A 25218-nucleotide genomic window follows, 5' to 3' on the forward strand; every position below is an offset into this window, starting at 1 on the left:
ATTTTTCAAGGAGTCTGTTTTAACACCGACTCTATCAAGGTATGAGATATAAGATGAAGACAGATTTACAGTTGCCTTCGATGTACGATTCACTCAAAGAAAACATCGGGAATGAGGCCAATTATGTTCCACTAACACCGATATCTTTCTTATCGCGTACTGCTGATGTGTACCCTAATCATCCCAGTTTAATCTATGGTGATCAGCAATATAGTTGGTCACAGACTGAATATCGTTGCCAGCAAATGGCTCATGCTTTGAAAAAGTTGGGTTTGCAAGCCCATGAGACTGTTTCTGTATTTGCTTTTAACACCCCGGAAACATTCGAAGCACACTATTATGTGGCGATGGCAGGTGGCGTATTAAATACCATCAATACTCGACTTGATGAGCCAACCATCACTTACATTCTTGAATTTGCCGAAACAAAAGTATTAATTGTCGACCGAGAATTACTCGCAGTCGCTGCACCTGGGATTCGTAATTTACTCGAAAAGGGCAAAACAATAAGCGTCATTCTCATCGACGATCCCTTAGCTTTGACTCAGCCAGATATACCAGAAGATTTGACGATACATTTATACGAAGATCTTCTTGCTGAAAACCAAATCACAAAACAAAACTATCTAGAAACACAGGTTGAAAATGAACTACAACCGCTAGCGATTAACTTCACATCAGGAACATCTGGTCACCCTAAAGGCGTTGTCTATCATCATCGTGGTTCATACCTAATGGCACTCGGCACAATCGCAGGCTGGGCTGTACCGAAACACCCTGTTTATCTATATACCGTTCCCCTATTCCACTGTAACGGCTGGGGACACGCATGGACCATGACGGCAATGGCTGGCACGATTATTTGTACTCGTAGCATTGTCCCAAAACAAATCTTTGAGCTAATGAAACAACACCGCGTCACTCATTTTGGTGGTGCTCCGATTGTTTTAAATATGTTGGCAAACTCTGAGGATTGCCCAGAGATCATTGCTGATGATAGAACTATCTATTGCATGACAGCTGGCGCCCCTCCTCCTGCAGCAGTTTTGGGCAAGATGGAAAATATGGGATTCGAAGTCATGCATGTCTATGGCTTAACAGAAACCTATGGCCATATTTTACAAGGTACACCACAACCCGATTGGGTTGAAGCCGATGCTGCAACCATTGCCGAATTAAAAGCGCGACAAGGTGTTCGTTTCCCCATGGCTGAGGCGGTACAAGTAGTCAACCCTAAAACGGGAATTCCGGTTAACAGTGACGGTGTAGAAATGGGTGAAATAATAACCCGCGGAAATACCGTAATGACAGGCTACCTAAAAAATCCTGAAGAAACCAAGACGGCATTTCGTGATGGATGGTTCTGGAGTGGTGATTTGGCAGTTGTAAATCCCGATGGATATATTCAGGTTAAAGATCGCGCCAAAGACATTATCATATCTGGAGGTGAGAATATTTCATCGGTTGAAATTGAAAATGCTCTCTATAAGCATGAAGCCGTAGGAGATGCAGCAGTTGTTGCCATGGCTGATGAAAAATGGGGAGAAACACCCTGTGCTTTTATTGAACTCAAAAAAGGATTCAAAGCTGATGAAGCAGAGATAATTGAGCATTGTAAGGAACACATCGCCAGCTTTAAAAAACCGAGCAAAGTAGTCTTTGGAGATATCCCTAAAACCGCCACGGGTAAAATTCAAAAATACGAGCTGCGCAATAAGGCAAACAAATTAAACAATTGATTTAAAGATAAATCGACGCTTTCATCATGAGGTATCTATGACACCCGCTATTTCAATCTCTCGTAGATTACGTTCCACCCCGTTTACCAGTCGTGTCACTAAAGCGGGGGTAAAATCCTATACCGTGTATAACCACATGTTGCTACCAACATCTTTTCGTTCATTAGAGGAAGACTACTGGCACCTTTGTAACCATGTACAAGTCTGGGATGTTTCCTGCGAACGTCAGGTAGAAATCAAAGGGCCTGATGCGTTTCGTCTGATTCAACTAATGACCCCTCGCGACTTAGGTAACGCTAAATTCGGTATGTGTTTCTATGTACCTGTATGCGACGAAGACGGCAAAATACTGAATGATCCGATCGCCATAAAGCATGACGATAACCACTGGTGGCTTTCAATTGCCGATAGTGATGTGATCTTATGGGCAAAAGGACTAGCAACTGGTTATGGCTTAGATGTAAAAATCACCGAACCAGATGTTTGGCCATTGGCAGTCCAGGGTCCTAAGGCCGATGAATTAGTCGCACGCGTTTTCGGCGATGAAATCAAAGACATCAGATTCTTTCGTTACCAGAATATCAACTATCGTGGAAAAGAAATGCTCGTCGCCCGTTCCGGCTGGAGCAAGCGCGGTGGATTTGAAATTTACGTTAATGATGCTGAACTAGGAAAACAACTTTGGGATGACTTATTCAGTCAAGGCGTGGATTTAAACGTAGGGCCGGGATGTCCTAATCAAATCGAAAGAATGGAAAGTAGCTTACTGTCTTATGGCAACGAAGTGGATAGCAGCAATACCCCTCTGGAATGCGGGCTCGATAAATACGTCAATCTGGATGCTGATATAGAAAGTTTAAGTATTGAAGCGCTAAGAAAACAAAAAAATGAAACTGGCGTTAAACAACAATTAATGGGAGTAATCGTCCACGCCGACCCCAAAACCAGTTTGGGGAATTCCTTATATGAGGGAGCTGATGAAAACAAAGAAGATAATGAAAGCGATCAAAAACTCATTGGAGAAATTCGCTCTCAGGTTTGGTCTCCGCGCTATCAAGTCCATTTAGCGTTTGCCATGTGTCAGCGTTCTGGTATTGAGGGGAAAACAGAATTCACGGTAGATACCAACTCAGACAAAGGTAAAGGCAAAGCGAAAGCGACATTGGCAACGTTACCCTTTAACTTTACTGAGCTGGCGCTAGAACTTGAGATGGAACTTGAGTCTGAATTAGGCCTTTAAATACATTAAAAAAGAGTATTAAAAATCAAAAACCTTACAACAAGATAAGGAAGCCCTGGCATCATCAGTAATAGCATCAGCAACAACAACATCGGAAATATTGGCAACTTTGGGAGAAAGCGTCATGTCAAAACAACCATCAAAAATAACATTAGATAACTTTAATAGTTTACTGGCTGAAGGATTACCCTGGGCTGCTGAGACAGGAATAATTTTGGAAAGTGTCTACGATGGATTCGCAACCATGAGACTGCCTTATCACGACAAATCGACAAGACCCGGTGGCACAATCTCCGGCCCACACATGATGATGCTATCCGATGCCTGCATGTATGCCGTGGTACTAAGCATGATTGGAGAAGTGCAATTAGCAGTGACTACCAATTTCAATATCAACTTTCTCAGAAAGCCGTCGGAAAGCGACTTAATCGCAGAAGGTGAAATCATCAAACTGGGGAAACGTTTGGCGATTTTGGAAGTCAGTATTTACAGCAGTTCAGATAACGAAATCGTTGCACATTCGACCGGGACTTATTCTATTCCACCAACTACTCGTTAAACGAATAGCCCCCCTCTAGTTTAAAAAAAACGCCCATAAGTAGGGGGGTGCCAGCAGAAAGATAGCTTTTAACTTTCCAGATATTCCTTGGTTGATACTATCTGCGCAAATGGCACGCTTAACGCCGCCATAAAGGCATTTTGCACATCTTTAGCTTTGACTAACTCACCATTGAATTCCAAATCTTTGGTGGCGCACGCATCGTGAATCACCTGACATTTAAAACCAAGATCAAACGCCGCACGCGTCGTGGTATCGATACACATGTGTGTCATCGCACCACAAATAATCACTTCAGTCACCCCCCTACTTTTAAGCTCTTTTTCTAAGTCGGTGCCTCTGAAAGCACTCGGAAAGTGTTTTACGATTACAGGCTCGTCATCATTGGGCGTAACGTCAGAGTGAATTTCACAACCTTTTGTTTCAGGGATAAAGAAAGTAGCCCCTTCGCGGGCAGCAAGATGTTGAATATGAAACAGTGGCGCGTTCTTATTTCGAAAATTCTCTAGTAATGTTTTACAGTTTTCAGACGCAGCAGACATGTTAACAAGCTCCATCGTGCCACCCGTAAAATAGTCATTTTGTACATCTACAATAATTAAACCCTGCGTCATACTTACTCCTCATCGATTTTTTATTAAACGTTATTTTCAAAATGTTTTATTTTTATTACTTAACTAAACATCTTAGTTAGTTACTTAGTTAGTTAAATAGTCATTCACTCTATTGTAGAAGATTTAAAGTCACCCCCCTACTTTAAAGCACATTTTTGAGTTAATTAATCTATCATCAAAGCATACAAATCACTGTGAATAAAATATGACCGATTTAAATATTAAAGAAGCCGCGAAAGAACTGTTAAGCCTGCGCGAAGCTGGAACAAAATCAGCGCGATTAAGCGAGCATCTGCGACCACGCAATATGGAAGAAGCGTTACAGATTCAATCTTCCATGATGGAACAACACAGCGACAAGGTCGGTGGCTGGAAGTGTTTATTACCGCTTTCTGATGATGAGTTTGTGGTTGCACCTATATTTTCAGAAACCATACAGCGCGGAGATACTTGCAGCTTATTAAAAGATAATGGCGTTGTACGTATCGAACCGGAAATCACATTTGTACTTGGCAAAGATTTACCAGCCAATGCAGATGGTTACAGTGAAGATCAAATTAACGAAGCAATTGGCTCATGTCACATGGCATTAGAATTAATGCAGGATCGTTTTGCGGATGATAGTGGCATAGAATTCTACGAGAAACTCGCGGATGGCTTAGTCAACCAAGGACTGTTCATTGGCCCAGAAATAGAACGAGAAAAAGCCTTCAATACGGCCAAAATCGACATTACCGTAACACAGGAAAATAAAGCACAAACCTTTGCGGGTGTTCACCCAAATGCTGCGGCGCATAGTCCAGTCTATTGGCTGATTAATTACATGACGCGTCGTGGTGTTGATTTCCACGCTGGTGAAGCCATTATCACCGGTTCATTTTGCGGGATTGTCGAAGTCGAATTCGATGCACCCACAACAGTCACTTACGAAGGGCTTGGTGAATATCAGCTGCGTTTTATCGAGAAATCATCAAAAACTTAGTCATTTGATATTGAATACCTGGCAAGGAGTAACCCTTCGAGTTGCACTAAAGCGTCGTAAATTAAAACCGCAAACAAGCCAACGATTAAACCACCTTGCAAAACATAAGCCGTATTGTTCGTCAGTAAACCCGCAATAATAACTTCACCTAAGGTTTTTGCGGCAACGGTCGAACCGATGGTAGCAGTACCTAAAGCGATGACTACGGATAATCTAACCCCGGTAAGTATGACAGGTAAGGCCAGTGGGATTTCAACGCGAATCAATCTTTGCCAGCGACTCAAACCTAGCCCTCGCGCGGCCTCCATGGTGGCGGGTGGCAAGGTTGAAAACCCTGTAATTGCATTTTCAAAAATCGGCAATAACCCATACAGAAAAAGTGCAACCAGCGTTGGCCCAGTACCAAACCCCAAAGCTGGCACCGCTAATGCCAATACGGCAACAGGTGGAAATGTTTGCCCCATATTGGTAATGGTTCGTGACAAGGGCAAAAAAGCAGTACCCAATGGTCGTGTCACAAGAATGGCTAATGATACGGCCACCAGCGTTGCTACAATAGAAGCCAAGGCAACAAGCCCTAGATGACTTAAGGATAGCGATAACAGTGAGGCTCTCTCATAAATGATGGGGCCTTTCTCTGGCGCAAAAGGCTGAAACGCCCAGCTAAACCACGTTGGCATTACGACTAAGCTTATTAACAAGACGACAAGTAATACGCGTACTATCGTCGACCACTTTATTGCGTTTTTTTTCATCAAGAAATTGCAGCGCGTTTACGAATTGCATCCAATGTTACTCGACCCAGTAATGAGCCGTCTTGTACCACTGGCAATGCATCCCGACCTGTCCATAGACAGATTGAAAGCGCATCTCTCAGACTTGTGTTTGCTTCGACGGATTCACCTTCTGCTGAACCATCTTCAACAAACTCTGAAACAGGAAACAGGGATAAAAGTCGTAACGACCGATCCACGCCACCCACCATGTTTGCCACAAATTCTGTGGCAGGGTTCTGGATAATTTCTGCAGGTGTACCGTATTGCACCAGACGTCCTTGATCCATCACCGCTACCCGATCACCGAGTTGCATCGCCTCTTCCATATCATGCGTCACCAACATAATGGTAGAGCCTAGCGTTTGCTGAATACGGCGCAGATCTATTTGTGCTTGGGCACGAATAATCGGATCAAGTGCACCGAAGGGTTCGTCCATCAATAATAAATCTGGTCGTGAAGCCAGTGCCCTTGCCACTCCCACTCGTTGCAATTGTCCACCCGATAATTCGGCAGGAAAACGATCGCGATACTGGTCCGGCTCTAGTGCAAACAAACTCAATAGCTCATCTACACGATCATCGATTTTTTCTGATGACCAACCTAACAGTGTGGGGACTATCGCGATATTGCGTGCAACCGTGTAATGCGGAAATAAGCCATGACCTTGAATGGCGTAGCCAATGCGTCGTCGTAAATCTGTTTTAGAAACTGAATGGGTCGATTTACCGTTAATCCTTACCTCACCCGAAGTTGGTTCAACCAGTCGATTGATCATGCGCAGCAATGTTGTTTTACCAGAACCCGAAGTACCCACGATTACCGTAATCGTTGCGGTATCGACTGTCATAGATACTTCATCTACAGCAGCCACGCCATCATAGAGTTTGCTAATCTTGTCTATCTCGATCATGAGGGTTTCCTTGGCATCCCTTGTGTGTGTTGTGCAGATTGTGAGGGTTGAGTCACTTCGACCAACACATCCATAACGATAGCGGCGGTCAGTGCCAATGCCACGGTGGGTAATGCACCTAACAGTATCAAATCAGTCGCCGTTTGATTGAGCCCCTGAAAAACAAATGTGCCAAAACCACCGCCGCCAATTAATCCAGCGATAACAGCCAAACCAATATTTTGTACCAAGGCAATTCGAAGACCTGCGAGAATAACGGGCAATCCAAGGGGTAACTCAACACGAAACAAGCGTTGCATTAGCGTCATCCCCATTCCTCTGGCTGCATCACGAACGGATTCAGGCGCACTTTGTAATCCGCTAACCATATTCGCGACAACGGGTAACAGTGAATACAGCAATAAGGCTAAAAAAGCAGGTGCAAAACCTACTCCGGCAATACCTATCGCTTTTGCGGCTGGAACTGTACTTGCAATCCAGCCTAGCAAAGGAATCATAATACCGAACATCGCCAATGATGGAATGGTTTGCAGAAAGCTCAGAATCGGAAGTGCAATTCGACGTAAACCTGCATGGTGGTAACACAGTATCCCGAGCGGAATACCTATGACCGTAGCCGCCGCTAATGAGCCAAAGGCAAGGCCAAGGTGCCGCAGCGCTGCATTGTAAAAAGCGCCCTGTCGACTGGCATATTCTTTCATTATCGATAAGTCAGACAATGCGCCAGAACCCAACAATATGAATAGTACAGTGACTATGGTGAGTAACAGCCCTAAACGCGTCATAGGTCGGGGAGAAAGCTGAGTTAAAGCATCAGCCATTAACAGAATTAAAACCGCGAGTAGACACCAAAAACCTAAACCGGGAGAGACTCGGGCGTATTCTCCCGCACCTTGCAGTAATTGCGGCGCACTTTGAGAAAGTAACCAGAACAGCCCCGCTAATCCAAGCACTGCACCCGCTAAACGCACGCGAGGCCATGATGAGAACAGGCCGAGAATTAAACCAATAATGATTGATAACAATCCGGGATAAATGACTTCCGGCCCTGCCAACTGCCATGCAGTTAACCCCTTGCCTTCAACAATACGATTGGCGGCTAGCGTCATAAATGGCGCTAGCAGTGAAGCAAAGCCGAATAAAGCGAGCAATACGCCTGGTGCAGAGAGACCAAACGTTCCTGCTCGCGCTGGAATCACAGCTGAGATTAGTCTAGTACACCTGTTTTAGTCAGGTATTCACGTGCCACGGCTTCCGCAGGTTCGCCACCTACTTGAATGCGACCGTTCAATTTTTGCAACGTTGTCATCGTGAGTTCTGCGAAGATTGGGTTAAGCACGGTCGCAATTGATGGGTACTTTTTTAACACCGCATCACGAACCACAGGAGAAGGTTCGTAGACTGGCTGAACACCTTTATCATCACTCATCACTACTAAGCCGGCAGCACCTACACCACCATCAGTACCATAAGCCATCGCCGCATTTACGCCTGAAGTACCACGCGCCGCTGCTTGAATCGTCGCAGCTGTGTCACCACCTGAAAGCACCACGGTTTGATCAGGAGTCATTTTAAATTTATAGGCTTCCTGCATTGCAGGTAATACCGCGGGAGATGAAACAAACTCCGTTGATGCTGCCAGCTTTACATCGCCACCGCCTGCTACCCATGCACCAAATTCAGACATCGTGCTTAACTTGTTTTTTTCAGCCACTGCTGCTGTTACGGCAATCGCCCAGGTGTTATTAGCAGGTGCAGATTGTAACCAGGTCAGTTTGTTTTTCTCCGCATCTAATTCAGCGGCACGTGCATAAGCCGCCTTTGCATCTTTCCAGACTGGGCTATCGGCCTCATTGAAAAAGTATGCAGCATTACCCGTGTATTCAGGGTAAATATCAATTTGATCAGCAAGCAACGCTTCGCGCACGACTTGTGTTCCGCCGAGTTGTAATCGACGCTCAACGGGTAAACCTGCATCTTCTAAAGCCAATGCAATAACATTGCCAAGTAAACCACCTTCTGTATCGATTTTAGATGAGACAACGATGTCAGCTTGTGCAACACTGGTAAAAGCAAGACTTATACTGGCTGCAAAAAAAGCAAATTTGATGTTCATGTTAAGGTACTCTCTGAATAAAATTAAGTTAAAAGTGGAGCACGTGATCCGATAGTTAATGCCTTTTTACTAGAGAGAAATCTCCGCCTGAACATTAGGATGTAGATGCACATATACAGCATACAACATAATAACAGTGATCACCAAAGTAGCCAAATTCACGCTTTCATTATCCAAAAAAAAACTTACTTACTTCCAAAAATTATCTATGTTTACAGCAATCTAACGCAACAGACATACAGATCAGGACAAGCAAAGCGTCAGCTAATCCTTTCAATGAAAGTGTCTTCAAACAGCTAGAGAATAGTTAGGATTTGTGTGGTTATAGCGACGGCTTACCTGCTTTTATTTTTAGGATGTTTTACTTTTGCCCAGTGCCTTATGTACCCCAGCCGATAACTCGAGCAAGGCTTGCTCTATGGTTCGTTTTGAATCATGCATCTCGGAAAGCCCTCATCCTAAATTCAACCTAAAATAATCATGATAGAGTTTTCTCGTAGTGAATTGAGAACCCAAACGAATCTCAATATTGACCCCATCGGCAAACGCTTTTAAAGAACTCCAAAGCACATATACATCCGTATCCCAATACCTATAGCCTGTTTTTAAAAAACTGCCCATAAGTAGGGGGGTGTATTTTAAATCACCTTTAATCTCAAGAAATATTATAAACAGAGTTCACGCATAATTTCGGCACAAAAAAGGCCCGAACATCAATAACAACGTTATCTTTGTTCGGGCCTTTTGTGAGAGAAACTGTACTAAATTTTTATGCGGCTATATCTTGCTGCTTTTGTTCTTGCTGTTGTTGCGGCTCATTGCCATTCGCTATATTTCTAATCTCTTCGATATCGAGCAATTCGATATTGCGTAGGTACTTTTTCAACAGTCCGCGTTTGCAGAAAGTGGCTAATTCGCGGCTTAGGGTTTCAACTGCCATACCTAGGTATAAAGCGATGTCTGTGCGCTTCATCGGTACTGTGAATTCGTTTGCTCTTTGTCCGCGCTTTTTTAGGCCATCTGAGTAGTTGATTAAAAACCATGCGAGTCTGCGATCGGCACATTGAGATAGCATCATTGAATATTCGATATCATGATTAAAGTTAACACCTAGCTGATGTATGAAGTTCGGGTAATCAAAGTTTTTATCTCTGCTTTGATCTTGATTTAAAATAGATTTAAAAGGAATCAGTGTGAGATTAGAGGTTTCTAGTGTGACAACGGTAGATCGGCTAAATCCATCTGCTAAACCATCTAAACCAATGAGGTCACCTGGCATACAAAAACGTATGATCTGGTCATTTCCTGATTCTGATGTTTTGAAGATTTTCACAGAACCTGAGTTAACTCTGTAGATGCCTTCGAGCTGATCGCCCATTTTGAAGAGAAATTGATGTTCTCTTATGACAAATGCATTTGAATCTTTAATACCCATATTGTTGATGTTATTTATTTGCGTATTGCTGTGTAGATGACTCATTTTATTCCTCTCCTTCCGATGTGTGGATACAATGTATCTAATCCACTCTGCAAGGGGTATCCGTAGATTCTGAACGAGCTATGAGTATTTATACCTATAAATTATTCTATCTATCTGATATTTATAAATTTATAAATATTAAAAAGTTACGATTATTTTAAAAAATCATTATTAATTTTTATATTTATCATTTTCAAAATATAGCCTTACTCTTTACTAAGCTTTCGATTTTATTAGTTAGCTACGATAGAATGCTTTAAAATTTTAATTCTTATATTTTTCACTATATAAAGACAGTAAGAGAGATCTACAACTTGCGTATACTTTTAATCACAGGCAAAAAATGACTACAGAATTCCTTGTACATATTGTCGATGATGACTTTGCAGTAAGAGATTCTTTAGTAGAACTTCTGGATTCTGTATGCATTAAAGCGGTTGGCTACGAATCTGCTGATGCCTTTTTAGCAGAACATAATCAAGCAATGGCAGGTTGTTTGGTGCTTGATATCAGAATGCCTGGAATGAGCGGATTAGAGCTACAAAAAAACCTTCAAGAAATAGGTTCTACCCTACCCATCATTTTCATTACGGGTCATGCTGACGTGCCTATGGCAATAGAAGCGATTAAGCATGGCGCCATAGAATTTATTCAAAAACCGTTTCGTGATCAGGAATTATTGGATTGTATCCATACGACTATGGAATACGCGAAACAATCTTACGATAAAAATATTGAGAAAAAATTGGTGCTGGATAACCTAAATTCTCTAACGGCTCGTGAAAAAGAGGCGCTAGAATTGGTCTCTGAAGGTCACCCCAATAAAGTGATTGCTTCGATGATGGGCATTAGCCAGCGAACTGTGGAAAATCATCGCGCTAAATTATTAGAAAAGATGAATGTGAAATCCACTGCGGCTCTAATTAAAGTTTTGCTGTTAGCGAACTCTTCTCAGTAGTACTTTCGTCAACAGCACTCTCTTGAGCATTACTTTACTTTATAAATATAAACGCATTTACACTCTGTAGTTTTTAAGCTTCTGTATCTAGCTTTACGCTTTGTTTTATCTGGTATAAAAACACATTCTATTTGTCCCTTTTTTTGTCCCTTTTTTTGTCTATACTTAAATCAATATTTAAATAAGTACCATCAGACAGTGGTCTACATCCCTGATACTCATTCATTATTAACGAGACTATATGTCAAATAATCCTCAAGATCCCCCCCTTTTAAACCCAACTACTAACGAGTCATATACAGAAGACCGTGTCTTCGATTTAAGTACGGTTTTAGAAGACTCCCTGAATGAAATTTTTATTTTTGATGCCAGTGACTTGGGCTTTATCCAGATTAATCGAGGTGCTCGTAACAATCTTGGTTATAGCTCTGATGAGCTGCTGCAAATGACGCCGATAGATATTAAGCCTGAGCACGATTACGATAGTTTCATGAAGGTATTAGAACCCTTAACTTCAGGAAGAGAACAAAAAATTCAGTTTAATACCATCCACCAGCGTAAAGACGGAAGTAAGTATCTGGTAGAGGTGCATTTACAGAAGATGCAATTTGAAGATAGGTCGGTCTATGTCGCTATCATTCTGGATATCACTGAACAAACACAAAATAATGTCGATCTTATTAGGGCTAATGCCTTTCTGGACTCAGCTCCGGATGCCACTGTCGTTGTGGACGACTCTGGTAAAATTCAGGTCGCGAATAAACAGATGGTGAAACTTCTGGGATATTCCCAAGATGAAATGAAAAACATGAATGTGGATATGTTAGTGCCAAGCCGCTACCGAGACAATCATGCCAATCACCGTAAGAACTTCTCTGATGATCCTAAAACTCGCGGTATGGGAATAGGTTTGGATTTATCTGCGATGACGAAGGATGGCAAAGAAATTCCTATTGAGATCAGCCTTAGCCCGATAGAGACTGTAGAAGGTACGCTGGTTGCAGCAGCAATACGCGATATCTCAGAAAGAAAAGCATCCGAACATGAACTACAACTAGCGAAACAGGTGGCAGAAAATGCAACCGCTGCTAAAACACGTTTTCTAGCGGCAGCCAGCCATGATCTTAGGCAACCCTTACAAGCCTTAAGGCTTTATCTTTCTGCGCTTAGCAGTAAACTAGATCAGCCTAAAGCGATTCAGCTGAGTGAGAAAATGAATCTGTCTCTCGATACCATGGGAGAATTGCTAGATGCTTTACTGGATATTTCTACCCTTGAATCCGGTTCTGTCACAGCAGATAAACGTGACGTTAAATTATCTGAAATCCTTAATAAGTTAATTGCGGACAATGCCCCGCTTGCCGAAGAAAAAGGTTTACTATTTTTGTGTGAAGGACAGGATTGTATTATTCACACTGATCCTGTGCTGTTACAGCGAATTATCGAAAACTTTATTACCAATGCCATTCGTTATACCGAAGCAGGTAAAATTACGGTGAGTGGTGCTCTAGCCGATGGTGTTATTCGTATTTCTGTCAAAGATACAGGCGTAGGTATACCCGATGAAGCACTAGAAAGAATATTTGATGAATTTGTGCAGCTTGATAATGCCGTGCGAAATCGAAGTAAAGGTTTAGGTCTGGGTCTTTCTATTGTTAAACATATTGCACGTTTACTGGAACTACCTATCGGGGCTAGATCTGTAGTTGGGTTTGGCTCTACATTTAGTGTTGATATTCCTTTAAGTGACTCGAAAGAAGTGATTGATAATAAAAAGGAAACTATCCACTTCAGTTCCTCTAAAGAGAAAGAACCGACGATTCTTATCGTGGATGATGACCCTGCTATTGTTGATGCGATGATGGAATTATTGACCGCCTTTGATGTAAAGGTCATCACCGCAAATAACGGACCTGAGGCTTTAGCCAAAATTGCAGACGGCATTAAGCCAGACTTTTTGGTCTCGGATTATCGTATGCCGGATATGAATGGTGTCGAATTAATTACAGAAATTCGTGCTAAATACAATGAACATTTACCCGTGGTAATTATGACTGGTGATACATCTGCGGAGAAAATCAATGATGCGAACTTGTCTAATTGTTCAGTATTACATAAGCCAATAAACATCAGCCAACTGCTGTCACTGATTGAATCTATCAAAACTTAATGAAAAAAAATGCCCTGAACTGGGCTATTTTTTAATAAAATTAAATATGATAAAAACTTAGATCTTAGAGTTTAGGTGGATGGGAATATACGTTGTACATGATCGATAAGTACTTCAGCCTTAATGGGTTTAGCTAGAACTTCAGTTGCACCCAATTCCATAATTTCATTGGTTTCCTGACTTTTGGGATAAGCAGTTAATACAATAATAGGTATTGATTTATTTATAGTTTTAATAAATCTCACTACATCCGCACCATTCTTACCAGGAAAGTGAGAATCCAGGATAATGCAGTCTGGCACATGCTGTTCAAAATCAGCGAGAAAAGATTCCCCACTTATATACGTTTGCGCATTCCATTCCTGATCTTCTAGCACCATTTTTAGGGAGTCTAAAATTGATTCATCGTCATCTACGATAGCAATGGTGGGTTGTAACTTTGTTTCGGGCATTCTAAATATCTCGTCGACATTACTGAGTGAATTATAGAAGCTCTTAAAAAGTCCCACTTGATTGACATCAATAAATCATTGAATGCGTTGTAAATATTGAATAAGTAATTATTTAATAGGTCACCCCCCTACTTTTGAGGGCTTTTTTAGCTACTGTCGATTAATCCTTGCTTGAGCCACTCTTAGATTGTTGCACTAAAATCCCAATGATAATCAAACCCAAACCAAAAAAAGTCATCCATTGTAAAGGCTCACCCAATACCTGATTTATTATAAACAGACTAACAAAGGGTGAAAGGAAAATAAGCGTACTAATCCTACTTACTTTATCGGTTAAGTGTAATGCCATTTGCCAGCACATAAACGCTAAGCCCATTTCAAATAGACCAATATAAAGCACACTGAAAAATTGTTTTAAATTAACCGTTTGCGGCAACCCTTCTACAACCAGGGTGATGATGATTAATATGGGCACTGCGAAGGTAAAGCTTTGAAACAACTTAACTACGGGGGGTCTTTTGTCTCTGGCATTTAACAACCAGTATCCTGCCCAAATTATGGTACTAAATAAAGCGAGAAACACACCAAGGTAACTTAATTCGCCTGAGATGCTTTTACCGCTAATCGAGATAAACACCACACCACTATAGCCAAGTACTATAGCGATGACGTCTCTTTTATTAAGCTTATGCCCCAATAATGGCACTGATAAAATAGTGAGTGTTATGGCCCAGGTATAATTGAGTGATTGCGCGACCTGTGCAGGCAATAAATCATACGCTTTAAATAATATTAAATAATATAAAACAGGGTTTAACAGCGCTAATACCAATATGGCTTTAACGTTTTTAGGAATCGTTTCGATGGCTGATTTCAGCTGACCTTTAAAAGTCAAAAAACTGCCTAGTGTTAACCAGGAAAAAAAGCTGGCTCCCATTAGCAATTGTAGTAGTGTCATCTGTTGCAAGCCGAGCTTGAACGCGGTTGCGACTGTAGACCACATTCCCACTGCTAGTAAGGCATAGACGACAGCTAGTTTATTGTTATTCATTATTTATATAGATTCAGTTATATGCATTCAGATGCAGAAAAAAGCCACTCAATAGTTACTGCATTTGGGTAAATACTTAGCCAATAGAGAATTCACTAAAAGGTATGAATTTAATCAAATCACCTTTGTTGACTAAGGTTTGAGCCGGAACAAAAGCAAAACCATTACCCCAGCTTGCCGAAGTCAAAACCCCTGAACCTTGATTTGAATATAGCGTGACAAGAGCTTTGCCCGAATCATCATAATCAAGCCGCGCACGCATATATTCATTTCGTGTTTCTTTTTTAGTGATCTCAAAACCACTTTCTACCATAAAACTTTTTGGCGGCTTTTCATTCGAACCCTGTTTTTTAATGATATAGGGACGGGCAAATATACAGAATGTGGCGAATACAGAAACCGGATTCCCGGGTAAACCAATAAATGGCGTGTTCCCTGACTTATTGTAAATTTCACCAAAAACAAAAGGTTTACCTGGCTTTACATTGACTCGCCATAAGCCAAGTTCTCCATTAGATTCCAGTGCTTTACGTATATGATCTTCTTCACCAACAGATACTCCACCGCTAGTCATCACGAGGTCAGCTTTTTCTGATGCTTCAATCAATGCCTGTTTAGTCGCAGCCAAGCTATCCTGGATAATACCTAAATCGATCACTTCACAATTAAGGCTTTCTAATAAACCATTTAGGGTAAACCGATTAGAGTTATAAATTTGCCCTAGACCTAATGTTTGACCCGGTTCACGCAGTTCATCACCGGTAAAAAATATCGCAACTTTTAAGCGTCTTTTAACCGTTAGCTCAGATATCCCTACAGAGGCGGCTAAGCCTAAATCCTGTGCACGCAGTTTGTGCCCTGCTTTTAGAATCACATCCCCTTGCTTGATATCCTCGCCTGCTTTGCGAACATTCGAGCCTGCTTGCGGGATTGAATGGATCACGACTTTATCACCCTGTCGTTCACAATTCTCCTGCATAACGACAGTATCCGCGCCTTCTGGGATGGGTGCTCCGGTAAAAATTCTGGCTACCGTAGCTATTTGCAGAGTTTGTCCCGCATCACCTGCACAGATTCGCTGAGTTACTTCTAAACTTGATGATGAGTTAGTTGAGGATTTAGAGACATCTGCTGCATTAAACACATAACCATCCATCGCACTATTATCAGCCGGTGGCACATTAATAGACGAGGTTAAATCTTCAGCGAGAATTCGGCTACGCGCATGAAGAATAGAAACTGTTTCAACTCTCTTAACCGCAATCGCTTTGTCTTGTAGTATTTTTAAAACATCATCGATAGGCAGTAATGTTTGTTGCTGATCACAAGAATCAGCTTGATTATTCGCTATTAACTCTGCATCATTTTTATGTGAGTCTGACATATTACTTTTCTTTAAACCTTGGCATCATTTGTACTAAGTTACATGGCATTACACGCACATCTAATTGATGTTTAATGATTTCTTGCCAGCCATCTTTACAAGCACCCGGTGATCCTGGAAGCGTGAAAAGCACTGTTCCGTTAGCAAGTCCTGCTATCGCTCGTGATTGTATTGTAGAGGTTTTAATCAGGTCATATGAGATCATACGAAACACTTCACCAAAGCCTTCGATTTCTTTATCGTACAACACCTTCATTGCTTCAGGAGTTACATCCCTGCCCGTTAAGCCTGTGCCACCCGTGGTGATTACTGCATGCACATCAGGATCAGCAATCCAGTTAGACACCGCCGCTCTGATTTCGTAGATATCATCTATAACAATCTTTTTTTCTGCCAGATTATGCCCATCATCTGTCAGTAATTTTTCAAGGATTTTTCCCGATTTATCATCACTTTCAACACGAGAATCTGACACCACCATTACGGCGATATTGAGGGGAATGAAATCTACGTCTGGATTAATTTTAGCCATAATTTGATATTTGTAATGTTGTGTAAAGTTTGAGAAAAAAATCTCTAAAAATCTATAATCATATTATTAATAGATAAAGATAGAAGATCAATTTAATGAGTTTCTGAGTATATCTTTATTTATAAAAAGACACCCCCCTACTTATAGCCTGTTTTTGATCGTTCGTAATAGTAATTACATAATTATATGTCGAAGATAATACACAGTGTTAACATTAAGGGAACCTTAGTCTACCTCAGGATGTTGCATCAAATGCACAAGCGGATATCACTACTATTTTTAATCGGCATAGTCACTACGGCAATTGCAGCGAATAGCGTTGCGACGGTTTCTGCAGCTGAAAAAAACAAGAAAAGCATACATTTGGTAGAGGTTGTTAAAGCTGAAGCGACAGAATCTAATACATCTAATAACTGGTATGGCTCGCTCTATTATAATGAAGTGGTCAATATCTATAATCAGGAAAAAGGACGCATTGATTCTTTTCCGTTTAAAGAAGGTGATTTAGTTAAAAAAAACCAGACGTTGGTACATTTGGATGACCGCCTACTACGTGCTGAAAAAAACAGATTACTGGCTCAAATTGCTCAGGCAAAAACAGACCGAAACCGGATTCAAGTACTGGTAAAAAAACAGGCACTAAGTTCGGGAGAGCTGGATCAGGCGAATACCCAACTCGCTATTTATAATGCAGAAAAGAATATATTCGATATTCGCTTAAGTTATTTCAAAATTGTCGCTCCATTTTCGGGAATAATCACCGAACGATTCGCCAACGAAGGCGATGCGGTATCAGCACAGCAACACTTATTAACACTCAGCAATAATAACTCTCTGGTTGCTAAAGTGCAGATTAGTGAAACCGCGTTACCCAGTTTAAAAATGAACGAACCTGCGACCATTATCATCCCTTCATCCGGGGAGAAATATCTGGGAAAAATTTCACGCATTTATCCAAAACTTCATCCTAGTACTCGACAAGCGACAGTAGAAATAACCTTCAATAAAAATCCGCAAAATCTATACTCGGGTCAGTCAGTTTTGGCAGAGATCAAAAGTGCGGGTAAAAATAGAATTTTGATTCCGCTTGCCGCGCTAAAGCGAGACGGAGAAGGAGAATATGTCTTCTTATTAAAAGAAGATGGCAAAGCACATCGCCAATCAGTACTCAGCTCTGCCTATATTTCTGGAAAAGTTGAAATTACCAGCGGCATCAACGCCGATGACCAAGTGATCACACGTGGCTTTCTTGGACTGCAAAACGGTAAAGCTGTGAAAATAGCAGGAGAGAAAGATTCTACTCAGATAAATGAAGACGCTGTATTACTGCCAAAACCGAAACAAGAAACAAAGGAAGAAAAACCCACTACTAGTAACTCTTTCAGCAACACAATAAGTAAAACCTGGGAAAAAGTTAAAGGCATAATTAACTGATGAAACACTCCGCGGGCATAGCTGGTTGGGCAATTTTTCACCCTATTGGCGTCATTATGTTGATGCTGACTATCATCATCCTTGGGCTTTTTTCACTCAGCAAACTCAATATCGACTTGCTCCCTGAGATTATCTATCCTGAAGTACGCACGCGTATTATCGATCCTGGTGTTCCTGCCACCATTATGGAAGATGAAATCACGCGCCAGTTAGAAGAACAATTGGCGATTACCGAAAATGCGATTTCCATCATATCCACTACTCAAGAAGGTCGTTCGGCAGTCGATCTATCATTTGCTTATGGTACCGATATCGATGTTGCGCTGCGCGACGCAAGTACTCGACTAGATCGAGCAAAACGCTTTTTACCCGATTCTATTGATCCACCTGTTATTTATAAGCGCGATCCTTCTCAGCGACCTATTGCTGAATACGTTTTAAGTTCACCCACTCGAACCTCGGTAGAGCTTGATGACTGGGGCAATTACACGCTATCAAAATGGCTTTTAAATTTACCCGGTGTAGCATCAATTGAAGTGGGTGGAGGCAGACAGCGTGAAATTCAGGTGGTTACAGACTCTAATAAACTGGCGGCTTATAAACTGGATATCACTGACATTTCAGAGGTCATTCAGGAAAACAATCAAGATACACCCGCAGGACGTTTTTATTCAGAGAGCGGTGAAATCAGCGGACGTACCGCTTCGCGATTTAATTCTGTCAATGAGATTGAAAACCTTCCATTACCCGTAAGTTCCGATTCTGCCGATAATATTTTACGCATTAAAGACGTCGCCTTTGTACAAGATGATATGGCTGATGAGAAGGTTCGTATTCGCCTGAATGGAGAACCCGGCTTAAAGGTTTCATTACAAAAACAACCACAGGCAAATACGGTTAGTGTTTATGACGGGGTAGCTAATGAATTAGAAAAATTAGCCGCTCAGGGTCAAATACCTGAAGACATAACGATTAAGAGAGTTGACGATCAGGCCCAATACATTCGCCAATCACTAAAGAATGCCTCTACTTCTGCTCTTATGGGGGCAATCTTGGCCATGTTGGTGGTGTATATTTTTCTGGGTAATATTCGTCGCACCTTGATCATTGGTAGTGCCATTCCTATCGCGGTTTTAGTCACGATGATTTTCATGTCGATGGGCGGATTGACTCTCAATATAATGACATTGGGAGGCTTGGCATTAGGTATTGGTATGCTGGTCGATAACACCATCGTCATGCTGGAAAATATTTACCGTCACCAGAAAGAAAACGAAGATAGCCTCGATCAAGCCGTTATTGCCTCTTCAGAAGTGAATAGTGCCATCATCGCCTCCACAACAACCAATCTTGCTGCGGTACTGCCCTTTTTGTTTATCGGCGGCTTGATAGGCTTATTATTCCGTGAACTGATATTTACCATCTCATCGGCAATTGTTGCGTCCTTATTGGTCGCTATTACATTGGTTCCAGCTCTGGCTGCCAGAGTTCCCGCCAAATCCAAAGAAGGTATTTTAAGAAGAATGTTCGACGCTGCTATTGGCGTGTTACAAAAGATCTATGGCTGGTTTTTGAAATATCTTCTGAAAATTCCAGTACTGATTATTGCAGTTTTTATAGCGGGTCTTGTTTTTAGTATTCCTGTTTTTCAAGACAGTAAGTTTGAGTTTTTACCGAAAATGGAGAACGGTGAGGTTTCCATTCGTTTAACCGCTGACCCTGGTATATCTCTTGATGAGATGGATATCTTAACCAAAAAAATTGAAACACTTATAACCGAGTTACCCGATGTTGATTCGCTGTTCACCCTAGTCGGTGGGGGTGTATTCGGCCGTTCAACGTATGAAAGAAGTAATCGCGCAGACATTAAAGTCTTATTAGATAAAAAAGATGATGCCATTGAGGTTGACCAATGGATAAAACTTGCCAATGCAATAATCGCTAAAGAAGAGTTAGCAGGCGTCAAAGTCAGAATTCGTAATCAGGGAATCCGCGGAATTCGTGTATCTCAAGGTGAGGATGATCTAAATTTGCGAATAAAAGGTCCTAATTTACTTGTTTTAGAATCACTAGCAGATAAAACCGTTGAGTCATTAAACGGTACTAACGGTATCCGCAATGTTCAACATTCGAGTGAAGGAAGTGATCAGGAATTAACGATTAAGGTAGATCGTGAACGCGCAGCGCAACTTGGGCTATCAACCGAAGAGATAGGTAATGTGATTCGCTTTGCCGTCGGTGGACGAACCATCACAGACTTTATCCAGAATGATAAGAGCATTGATGTGGTTCTCAGGCTCGATAGAAGCCAGCTACGCAATCCTGATGACTTGGGTGAAATCATTCTGTTTACCAATACTGATCCGCGTCAACCCGTTCGAATTTCTGAAGTAGCGAATCTCGAATGGGAAAAAACGCCAACAAGTATTATGCGCGATCGACAACAACGCGTAATTGAAATTACTGCAAGTCTAACGGGTGATCTGACACTGGAAGAGGCTTATGCCAATATACAAAAATCACTAGAGAACATCGAATTCCCCGCCGGGTATTCTTACTATGAAGCCGGAGAACTTGAGGCGATTAAAGAGAATCAGAAAACATCGCAAATTTTATTAGGCCTCGCAATGTTTCTGGTATTTGTGGTTATGGCAGTGCATTACGAATCTTTACGAGATCCCATCATTATTATGTTAAGCGTGCCGTTTGCTATTATCGGAGTTGCTTTAGGATTGATCGTTACGGGGATTCCTTTATCCATGCCTGTCTGGCTCGGTACGATTATGCTGGCGGGTATAGTGGTGAATAATACGATTGTTTTGGTGGAAACTATTGAGCTTAAAAAAGAACACGCTAGCTCTCTTATTGAAGCCATTATCGAAGCCGCAAAAGTACGTTTGCGTCCCATTTTGATGACTACACTCACTACAGTCGTCGGTATGATTCCGTTAGCTATGGCTTTAGGTAAAGGTTCTGAAATGTTACAACCTTTGGCAATTAGTATAGTTGCCGGCTTAAGCTTTTCTGTATTTGTTACGTTGTTTTTCGTACCTGCAATTTATAAGATTATATACAGGGGTTAATAAAGCTGATTTTTGTTAATCTTTAATCATTAACGTCTAATTAAATAATCAGTCACCCCCCTACTTTCAGGCACTTTTTTAAATGAGTCCTAATTCTATCCAGATGTTTTTGCTTTATTTAATAAACGAGCAAGTTCGGTTTTTTCTTCATCTGTCAGTTGCTCTAATTGTTTTGAATCAGATTCTCTTAGTGGAAGATAAGCAGATTCCACTAGCTGTATACCAATATCAGTTAACTTAGATCTAACCACTCGTTTATTCACTAAATCACGTTCGCGTGTTACCCAGCCTTTGTCGACCATACGCTCTAAAAGGCGAGTTACATCAGGGACTCTGGTATATAAACGCTGACCAATTTCCATACTCGGCAAACCTTCGCCTTTACTGTCTTCTACATACAAAACCTTCAGTGCATTGTATTGCAGTGCTGTCATTCCCCAGATAGAAAGTAGTTTATTTGACTCAGCTAATGCCCGGTCTCCTAACGCTATCGCAGACATGAAAATCTCTTCCTCTAAGTGCGGCTTTGCTATATCGGCTTTACGATTATGATTTTTTGACATATACTTGTTATAACAACTGTTGTTTAAACGTCTAATTATAACTAGTTTTACGGTTTCACAATAGTTTTAACAACATTATAAATTTTTCGGTATGCCTCTTACTTATAAATATAGATCGTATCGAATTTGAACAAGCAGGAAACAAACAGGAGACAAAATGTCTGATAAAACTTTTACTCAATCACGTCGTAACTTTTTAAAGAGTGCAGCCTACACTTCGGCTTTATCAGTAGGTAGCCTATCCGGCGTCGCTATGGCAGCGAAGTCATCACTATCGACTGAGGCAAAATCATTAGCTGATGACGCAACAGCCACATCTAAAAGTGAAAATAAAGAAACCGTTATTCTATTCAACCAAAGTGGCGAAACAGTCCAACTCGATGCAGAGAACCCAGTGAGTTTAGAACTACTGAATGGATGGGCTGTGGTAAAAATCAATAAGCAAATAGATAGCAACCTACCATCTATTAGTCTTGCTCCTGGCCAACGCCAAGGCTTTTCTGTCGATTCGGTTCTAGGTCCATTATTAGATACCACGGGTAATTACATTGTGATCACCAGTGAGTTTACTGCTTTAAATAATGTCGTACCTATTTCATCCGTTGATGTGGCAGTCGCTTAATTCAATCCTGCAAACGCTTTAACTTTGCATTACAGTCACAAGAGGAATCCATCATGACTAACAAAACGTTCACCAAATCGCGTCGCAATTTCTTAAAAGGTGCCGCGTGCACTTCTGCTCTATCACTTGGCGGATTATCTGGTTTGGCTTTTGCTGCCAAAGCAACGGCATCAGAACAAGCCCTCGGCGCTAAAACATCTGCTGATTTAGTAAATTCCAGTATCAGCATCATGCAACAAAAAACACTGACGGGTGAAACCGTAACCCTAATCAATCAAAGTGATAAAATCGTTATGCTAGATGCGTTAAAGCCAGTTTCTTTAGAGCAATATAATGGTTCGCTTATCGTTAGAGTCAATCAGATTGAGTCGGAAGCATTTAATGGAATGATTGCAGTTTCACCGAGCGAACGCATTTCGTTTGATATCAAATCATTAGATTTTAACAATAGCTATGCAGGTGCTCTTCAGTCATCTCATACTGATCAAAATCATGTAAACATTAGCAGTGAACACTCTATCTTTAACAGAGTTGTACCTGTTCAAATGGCTTAAACAACCACTCAGCTAATAAGTAAAAATGAGGTATTTAACATGTCTAATACAACAAGGCGTACATTCTTAAAAGGGCTTGCTTGCGGTTCTGCACTTTCAATTGGCGGCTTATCAAGTGTCGCCATGGCAGCTAAATCAAGCACCAAAGCTTCAACTACGGGTGCTGCACTGCCCTCATGTGATATTCACCTTCTACCGACACAACACATCGGTACTGAAAAGCTCAGTTTATTCAATCACACAGATAAGCCTGTGACGATCGAAAATATCACGCATCATAATCTGGATAATGTGAATAAATTTTTAGCGATAAAAGTCAATAAGCTCGGTAAACATGCTGATCAAAGTAGCGTAACGCTCGCTCCCGGGGAATCAATGGAATTTGTGGTCGCTGCTATTAGTAGTGATAACTATGGCAATACAGCACAAAACAGCTCTTTATCGATTCCAAATGTTTTAGCCGGACAGCTGAAAGTGAGTAGTAACCATCTAGACTTCAGTGGTGTTATTCCTGTGACTGTATTTGATTCACAACCAGCTTAATCTGTAACGCGTTTAAAAGATTTGCAAAGGTAAAAAGAGATAATCCAATAACAACAATAAATAATGCTACACGCTGAAGTGTATTAGCCCGCCTTGCGGGCTTTTTTTATTGCCTAAAACTAAATCTGATTTTACTTTCTTTTAACCGAACCTTTCACGTTTTAACGTTGAATGTCGAAATATTTCAATGAATTAACGACGTAACCATCTATGAAATAAGAAATTGATTGCCAAATAATAAAATAAAGTCACCCCCCTACTTTAGGGCGTTTTTTTATCTTAACGTTCTATTTTTAATTGCAGCACACCTATCCCAATACTGATAAATACACTCCCTAAGACTCGATTAAACCATTTCGTTCTTTCACCTTCAGCAAACCAGCGCTTCGCTTTGGACGCAAGCAAGCCATAGGTCATCAATGCGATAAATGACATTGCCATTAGGGTTAAGGTCATTATAAAAAACTGAATCGACAGAGATTCCTGAGTATTCAAAAATTGAGGAAATAGCGCGGTAAAAAACAGAATTGCTTTGGGATTGGTCATCGCGATAAAAAAGCCTTCCAAGTAATGACGCTTAGCGGACTTTCTCTTTTCAAAGCTCGATTGCAGTGTTGCTTCATCAAAGAAATTAGACTTGGTTCGCCATTGCTTGACGCCCAAATAGATTAAATACCCAGCACCAATTACCTTAACGATCAAAAACAAAGTTGTTGATGTTTTTATGATAGCGCCCAAACCAAATATCGCAGCCAGAGACAATAAAAACAAACCACTGATATTGCCAAGAGAAGACAACAAAACTTTAGATAAACCAAAGCGAATGCTATTTGAAATCGCTAATAAAATCGCTGGGCCAGGACTAGCCACTGCCGCTATAGCAACGGCAATAAATAATAACCAACTTGAAATTCCCATAAAAAAAGCCTCGGTACCTTGCTGTAGCAGGTGTATTCGAGGCTTTATTATAGTTAATGATTTGTAAATTGAATATGAAACAATACGCTAGTCTGAAGCTTCTCTTCTAACGACCATAACAGAACAGTCAGCTCTGTCAGTAACAGCCATGGTTGTCGAACCTAAAAGTCTTTGTTCGTCTCGAGAAATTTTTCGACGACATCCTAGCATGACTAGGTCTGGAGAGGTTTCTTCGATTACTTTTAAAATAGCATTAACCCGTTTTGTTCCTTTGATCACAGATACTTTCACATCTTTGTGAATATACTGCCCTGCCAATTCAATGACTTTTTTTCTGGTTTCTTCTTTGATCTTATCCTGTGCATGTTCAGGAAAAAAGCTGGCTACCAAAGGCGTTCCATAATCTGGAATCACCGCAACCAATCGTACCTTTGCATCAAATTTCAAAGCCATTTCATTGGCTGTTTCTAATAAAGCCTGAGTAGTCAAAGGTGTTGCAATATCAATAGGTATTAAAATCTTACTGATCATGGTTAA

At 41.1% G+C, this 25218-nt stretch carries 24 protein-coding genes; 11 read left to right on the plus strand and 13 right to left on the minus strand.

Going from position 1 to position 25218, the window contains the following annotated elements:
* The first annotated feature begins 53 nt into the window (after window positions 1–53).
* The 3 genes from Q1A31_RS01255 to Q1A31_RS01265 all read left to right on the plus strand — a co-directional run bounded on the left by Q1A31_RS01255 (window position 54) and on the right by Q1A31_RS01265 (window position 3538).
* Window positions 54–1739 carry an AMP-binding protein gene (locus tag Q1A31_RS01255; RefSeq protein WP_299871192.1) on the plus strand — a complete coding sequence of 562 codons (1686 nt, stop codon included), beginning with the start codon at window positions 54–56 and terminating at the stop codon, window positions 1737–1739.
* 37 nt (window positions 1740–1776) lie between these two features.
* Window positions 1777–2979 (plus strand): dimethylsulfoniopropionate demethylase, encoded by a 1203-nt coding sequence (locus tag Q1A31_RS01260; protein WP_299871194.1) that lies wholly within the window; start codon window positions 1777–1779, stop codon window positions 2977–2979.
* Between the two features lie 124 nt (window positions 2980–3103).
* On the plus strand, window positions 3104–3538 hold the full coding sequence (locus Q1A31_RS01265) for a PaaI family thioesterase (RefSeq protein ID WP_299871197.1): 435 nt from the start codon (window positions 3104–3106) through the stop codon (window positions 3536–3538).
* A gap of 68 nt (window positions 3539–3606) precedes the next feature.
* Here Q1A31_RS01265 and Q1A31_RS01270 read toward each other — a convergent pair whose 3' ends face one another.
* A complete protein-coding gene (locus tag Q1A31_RS01270; RefSeq protein WP_299871200.1) occupies window positions 3607–4152 on the minus strand; it encodes a cysteine hydrolase family protein in 546 nt (181 codons plus the stop codon).
* 205 nt (window positions 4153–4357) lie between these two features.
* On the opposite strand from Q1A31_RS01270, the gene Q1A31_RS01275 reads away from it, so the two are divergent.
* A complete protein-coding gene (locus Q1A31_RS01275) occupies window positions 4358–5134 on the plus strand; it encodes a hypothetical protein (protein WP_299871203.1) in 777 nt (258 codons plus the stop codon).
* Here the strand turns inward: Q1A31_RS01275 and Q1A31_RS01280 are convergent.
* From Q1A31_RS01280 to Q1A31_RS01300, 5 genes are all read right to left on the minus strand, one after another.
* Entirely contained in the window at window positions 5131–5889 is a 759-nt protein-coding gene (locus Q1A31_RS01280) for an ABC transporter permease (protein WP_299871206.1), read from the minus strand. The genes Q1A31_RS01275 and Q1A31_RS01280 overlap by 4 nt on opposite strands.
* Window positions 5889–6821: an ABC transporter ATP-binding protein gene (locus Q1A31_RS01285; RefSeq protein WP_299871210.1), complete on the minus strand. Its 933-nt coding sequence runs from the start codon at window positions 6819–6821 to the stop codon at window positions 5889–5891. The genes Q1A31_RS01280 and Q1A31_RS01285 overlap by 1 nt, the downstream gene beginning before the upstream one ends.
* Window positions 6818–8020, minus strand: coding sequence for an ABC transporter permease (locus tag Q1A31_RS01290; protein ID WP_299871213.1), 1203 nt, complete (start codon window positions 8018–8020; stop codon window positions 6818–6820). Before Q1A31_RS01290 ends, Q1A31_RS01285 begins: the two co-directional genes overlap by 4 nt.
* An 8-nt stretch (window positions 8021–8028) precedes the next feature.
* Complete coding sequence (locus tag Q1A31_RS01295) at window positions 8029–8937, minus strand: ABC transporter substrate-binding protein (RefSeq protein WP_299871216.1); 909 nt, start codon at window positions 8935–8937, stop codon at window positions 8029–8031.
* 769 nt (window positions 8938–9706) lie between these two features.
* On the minus strand, window positions 9707–10417 hold the full coding sequence (locus tag Q1A31_RS01300; RefSeq protein ID WP_299871219.1) for a Crp/Fnr family transcriptional regulator: 711 nt from the start codon (window positions 10415–10417) through the stop codon (window positions 9707–9709).
* A 343-nt stretch (window positions 10418–10760) separates the two neighbouring features.
* On the opposite strand from Q1A31_RS01300, the gene Q1A31_RS01305 reads away from it, so the two are divergent.
* Complete coding sequence (locus tag Q1A31_RS01305) at window positions 10761–11375, plus strand: response regulator transcription factor (protein WP_299871222.1); 615 nt, start codon at window positions 10761–10763, stop codon at window positions 11373–11375.
* Window positions 11376–11616: 241 nt separating this feature from the next.
* Window positions 11617–13545, plus strand: coding sequence for a PAS domain S-box protein (locus tag Q1A31_RS01310; RefSeq protein WP_299871225.1), 1929 nt, complete (start codon window positions 11617–11619; stop codon window positions 13543–13545).
* 71 nt (window positions 13546–13616) lie between these two features.
* On the opposite strand, the gene Q1A31_RS01315 is transcribed toward Q1A31_RS01310, so the two are convergent.
* From Q1A31_RS01315 to moaB, 4 genes are all read right to left on the minus strand, one after another.
* Window positions 13617–13997, minus strand: a complete 381-nt coding sequence (locus tag Q1A31_RS01315; protein ID WP_299871228.1) for a response regulator transcription factor — start codon at window positions 13995–13997, stop codon at window positions 13617–13619.
* Between the two features lie 160 nt (window positions 13998–14157).
* Window positions 14158–15048 carry a DMT family transporter gene (locus tag Q1A31_RS01320; protein ID WP_299871231.1) on the minus strand — a complete coding sequence of 297 codons (891 nt, stop codon included), beginning with the start codon at window positions 15046–15048 and terminating at the stop codon, window positions 14158–14160.
* Between the two features lie 76 nt (window positions 15049–15124).
* Complete coding sequence (gene glp, locus Q1A31_RS01325; protein WP_299871234.1) at window positions 15125–16432, minus strand: gephyrin-like molybdotransferase Glp; 1308 nt, start codon at window positions 16430–16432, stop codon at window positions 15125–15127.
* A 1-nt stretch (window position 16433) separates the two neighbouring features.
* Window positions 16434–16964 carry a molybdenum cofactor biosynthesis protein B gene (gene moaB / locus Q1A31_RS01330; RefSeq protein ID WP_299871237.1) on the minus strand — a complete coding sequence of 177 codons (531 nt, stop codon included), beginning with the start codon at window positions 16962–16964 and terminating at the stop codon, window positions 16434–16436.
* A 252-nt stretch (window positions 16965–17216) separates the two neighbouring features.
* Here moaB and Q1A31_RS01335 point away from each other — a divergent pair, with 252 nt between their 5' ends.
* Together Q1A31_RS01335 and Q1A31_RS01340 are read left to right on the plus strand one after the other, a co-directional pair.
* Complete coding sequence (locus Q1A31_RS01335) at window positions 17217–18398, plus strand: efflux RND transporter periplasmic adaptor subunit (RefSeq protein WP_299871240.1); 1182 nt, start codon at window positions 17217–17219, stop codon at window positions 18396–18398.
* Window positions 18398–21481, plus strand: a complete 3084-nt coding sequence (locus tag Q1A31_RS01340; protein WP_299871243.1) for an efflux RND transporter permease subunit — start codon at window positions 18398–18400, stop codon at window positions 21479–21481. The genes Q1A31_RS01335 and Q1A31_RS01340 overlap by 1 nt, the downstream gene beginning before the upstream one ends.
* Window positions 21482–21576: 95 nt before the next feature.
* Here the strand turns inward: Q1A31_RS01340 and Q1A31_RS01345 are convergent, their stop codons facing one another.
* Window positions 21577–22044 carry a MarR family winged helix-turn-helix transcriptional regulator gene (locus Q1A31_RS01345; RefSeq protein ID WP_299871246.1) on the minus strand — a complete coding sequence of 156 codons (468 nt, stop codon included), beginning with the start codon at window positions 22042–22044 and terminating at the stop codon, window positions 21577–21579.
* 157 nt (window positions 22045–22201) lie between these two features.
* On the opposite strand from Q1A31_RS01345, the gene Q1A31_RS01350 reads away from it, so the two are divergent.
* From Q1A31_RS01350 to Q1A31_RS01360, 3 genes are read left to right on the plus strand one after another with little or no spacing between them, the layout of a single operon-like run.
* Window positions 22202–22666 (plus strand): hypothetical protein, encoded by a 465-nt coding sequence (locus Q1A31_RS01350; RefSeq protein ID WP_299871249.1) that lies wholly within the window; start codon window positions 22202–22204, stop codon window positions 22664–22666.
* Between the two features lie 53 nt (window positions 22667–22719).
* On the plus strand, window positions 22720–23220 hold the full coding sequence (locus Q1A31_RS01355; protein ID WP_299871252.1) for a twin-arginine translocation signal domain-containing protein: 501 nt from the start codon (window positions 22720–22722) through the stop codon (window positions 23218–23220).
* 39 nt (window positions 23221–23259) lie between these two features.
* Complete coding sequence (locus Q1A31_RS01360) at window positions 23260–23763, plus strand: twin-arginine translocation signal domain-containing protein (protein ID WP_299871255.1); 504 nt, start codon at window positions 23260–23262, stop codon at window positions 23761–23763.
* Between the two features lie 279 nt (window positions 23764–24042).
* Here the strand turns inward: Q1A31_RS01360 and Q1A31_RS01365 are convergent, their stop codons facing one another.
* Window positions 24043–24681, minus strand: coding sequence for a LysE family translocator (locus Q1A31_RS01365; RefSeq protein WP_299871258.1), 639 nt, complete (start codon window positions 24679–24681; stop codon window positions 24043–24045).
* An 87-nt stretch (window positions 24682–24768) separates the two neighbouring features.
* Window positions 24769–25212, minus strand: a complete 444-nt coding sequence (locus Q1A31_RS01370; protein WP_299871261.1) for a universal stress protein — start codon at window positions 25210–25212, stop codon at window positions 24769–24771.
* Window positions 25213–25218: the final 6 nt, after the last annotated feature.

This window comes from uncultured Cocleimonas sp. (assembly GCF_947495625.1).
Taxonomy (GTDB): domain Bacteria; phylum Pseudomonadota; class Gammaproteobacteria; order Thiotrichales; family Thiotrichaceae; genus Cocleimonas.

Coding starts and splice junctions, on each gene's coding strand:
- Q1A31_RS01315 (WP_299871228.1), bottom strand. CDS start 13,997: ATGCCCGAAACAAAGTTACAACCCACCATTGCTATCGTAGATGACGAT.
- Q1A31_RS01365 (WP_299871258.1), bottom strand. CDS start 24,681: ATGGGAATTTCAAGTTGGTTATTATTTATTGCCGTTGCTATAGCGGCA.
- Q1A31_RS01280 (WP_299871206.1), bottom strand. CDS start 5,889: ATGAAAAAAAACGCAATAAAGTGGTCGACGATAGTACGCGTATTACTT.
- Q1A31_RS01275 (WP_299871203.1), top strand. CDS start 4,358: ATGACCGATTTAAATATTAAAGAAGCCGCGAAAGAACTGTTAAGCCTG.
- glp (WP_299871234.1), bottom strand. CDS start 16,432: ATGTCAGACTCACATAAAAATGATGCAGAGTTAATAGCGAATAATCAA.
- Q1A31_RS01310 (WP_299871225.1), top strand. CDS start 11,617: ATGTCAAATAATCCTCAAGATCCCCCCCTTTTAAACCCAACTACTAAC.
- Q1A31_RS01360 (WP_299871255.1), top strand. CDS start 23,260: ATGTCTAATACAACAAGGCGTACATTCTTAAAAGGGCTTGCTTGCGGT.
- Q1A31_RS01340 (WP_299871243.1), top strand. CDS start 18,398: ATGAAACACTCCGCGGGCATAGCTGGTTGGGCAATTTTTCACCCTATT.
- Q1A31_RS01350 (WP_299871249.1), top strand. CDS start 22,202: ATGTCTGATAAAACTTTTACTCAATCACGTCGTAACTTTTTAAAGAGT.
- Q1A31_RS01300 (WP_299871219.1), bottom strand. CDS start 10,417: ATGAGTCATCTACACAGCAATACGCAAATAAATAACATCAACAATATG.
- Q1A31_RS01285 (WP_299871210.1), bottom strand. CDS start 6,821: ATGATCGAGATAGACAAGATTAGCAAACTCTATGATGGCGTGGCTGCT.
- Q1A31_RS01295 (WP_299871216.1), bottom strand. CDS start 8,937: ATGAACATCAAATTTGCTTTTTTTGCAGCCAGTATAAGTCTTGCTTTT.
- Q1A31_RS01255 (WP_299871192.1), top strand. CDS start 54: ATGAAGACAGATTTACAGTTGCCTTCGATGTACGATTCACTCAAAGAA.
- Q1A31_RS01260 (WP_299871194.1), top strand. CDS start 1,777: ATGACACCCGCTATTTCAATCTCTCGTAGATTACGTTCCACCCCGTTT.
- Q1A31_RS01355 (WP_299871252.1), top strand. CDS start 22,720: ATGACTAACAAAACGTTCACCAAATCGCGTCGCAATTTCTTAAAAGGT.
- Q1A31_RS01265 (WP_299871197.1), top strand. CDS start 3,104: ATGTCAAAACAACCATCAAAAATAACATTAGATAACTTTAATAGTTTA.
- Q1A31_RS01320 (WP_299871231.1), bottom strand. CDS start 15,048: ATGAATAACAATAAACTAGCTGTCGTCTATGCCTTACTAGCAGTGGGA.
- moaB (WP_299871237.1), bottom strand. CDS start 16,964: ATGGCTAAAATTAATCCAGACGTAGATTTCATTCCCCTCAATATCGCC.
- Q1A31_RS01270 (WP_299871200.1), bottom strand. CDS start 4,152: ATGACGCAGGGTTTAATTATTGTAGATGTACAAAATGACTATTTTACG.
- Q1A31_RS01370 (WP_299871261.1), bottom strand. CDS start 25,212: ATGATCAGTAAGATTTTAATACCTATTGATATTGCAACACCTTTGACT.
- Q1A31_RS01335 (WP_299871240.1), top strand. CDS start 17,217: ATGCACAAGCGGATATCACTACTATTTTTAATCGGCATAGTCACTACG.
- Q1A31_RS01345 (WP_299871246.1), bottom strand. CDS start 22,044: ATGTCAAAAAATCATAATCGTAAAGCCGATATAGCAAAGCCGCACTTA.
- Q1A31_RS01305 (WP_299871222.1), top strand. CDS start 10,761: ATGACTACAGAATTCCTTGTACATATTGTCGATGATGACTTTGCAGTA.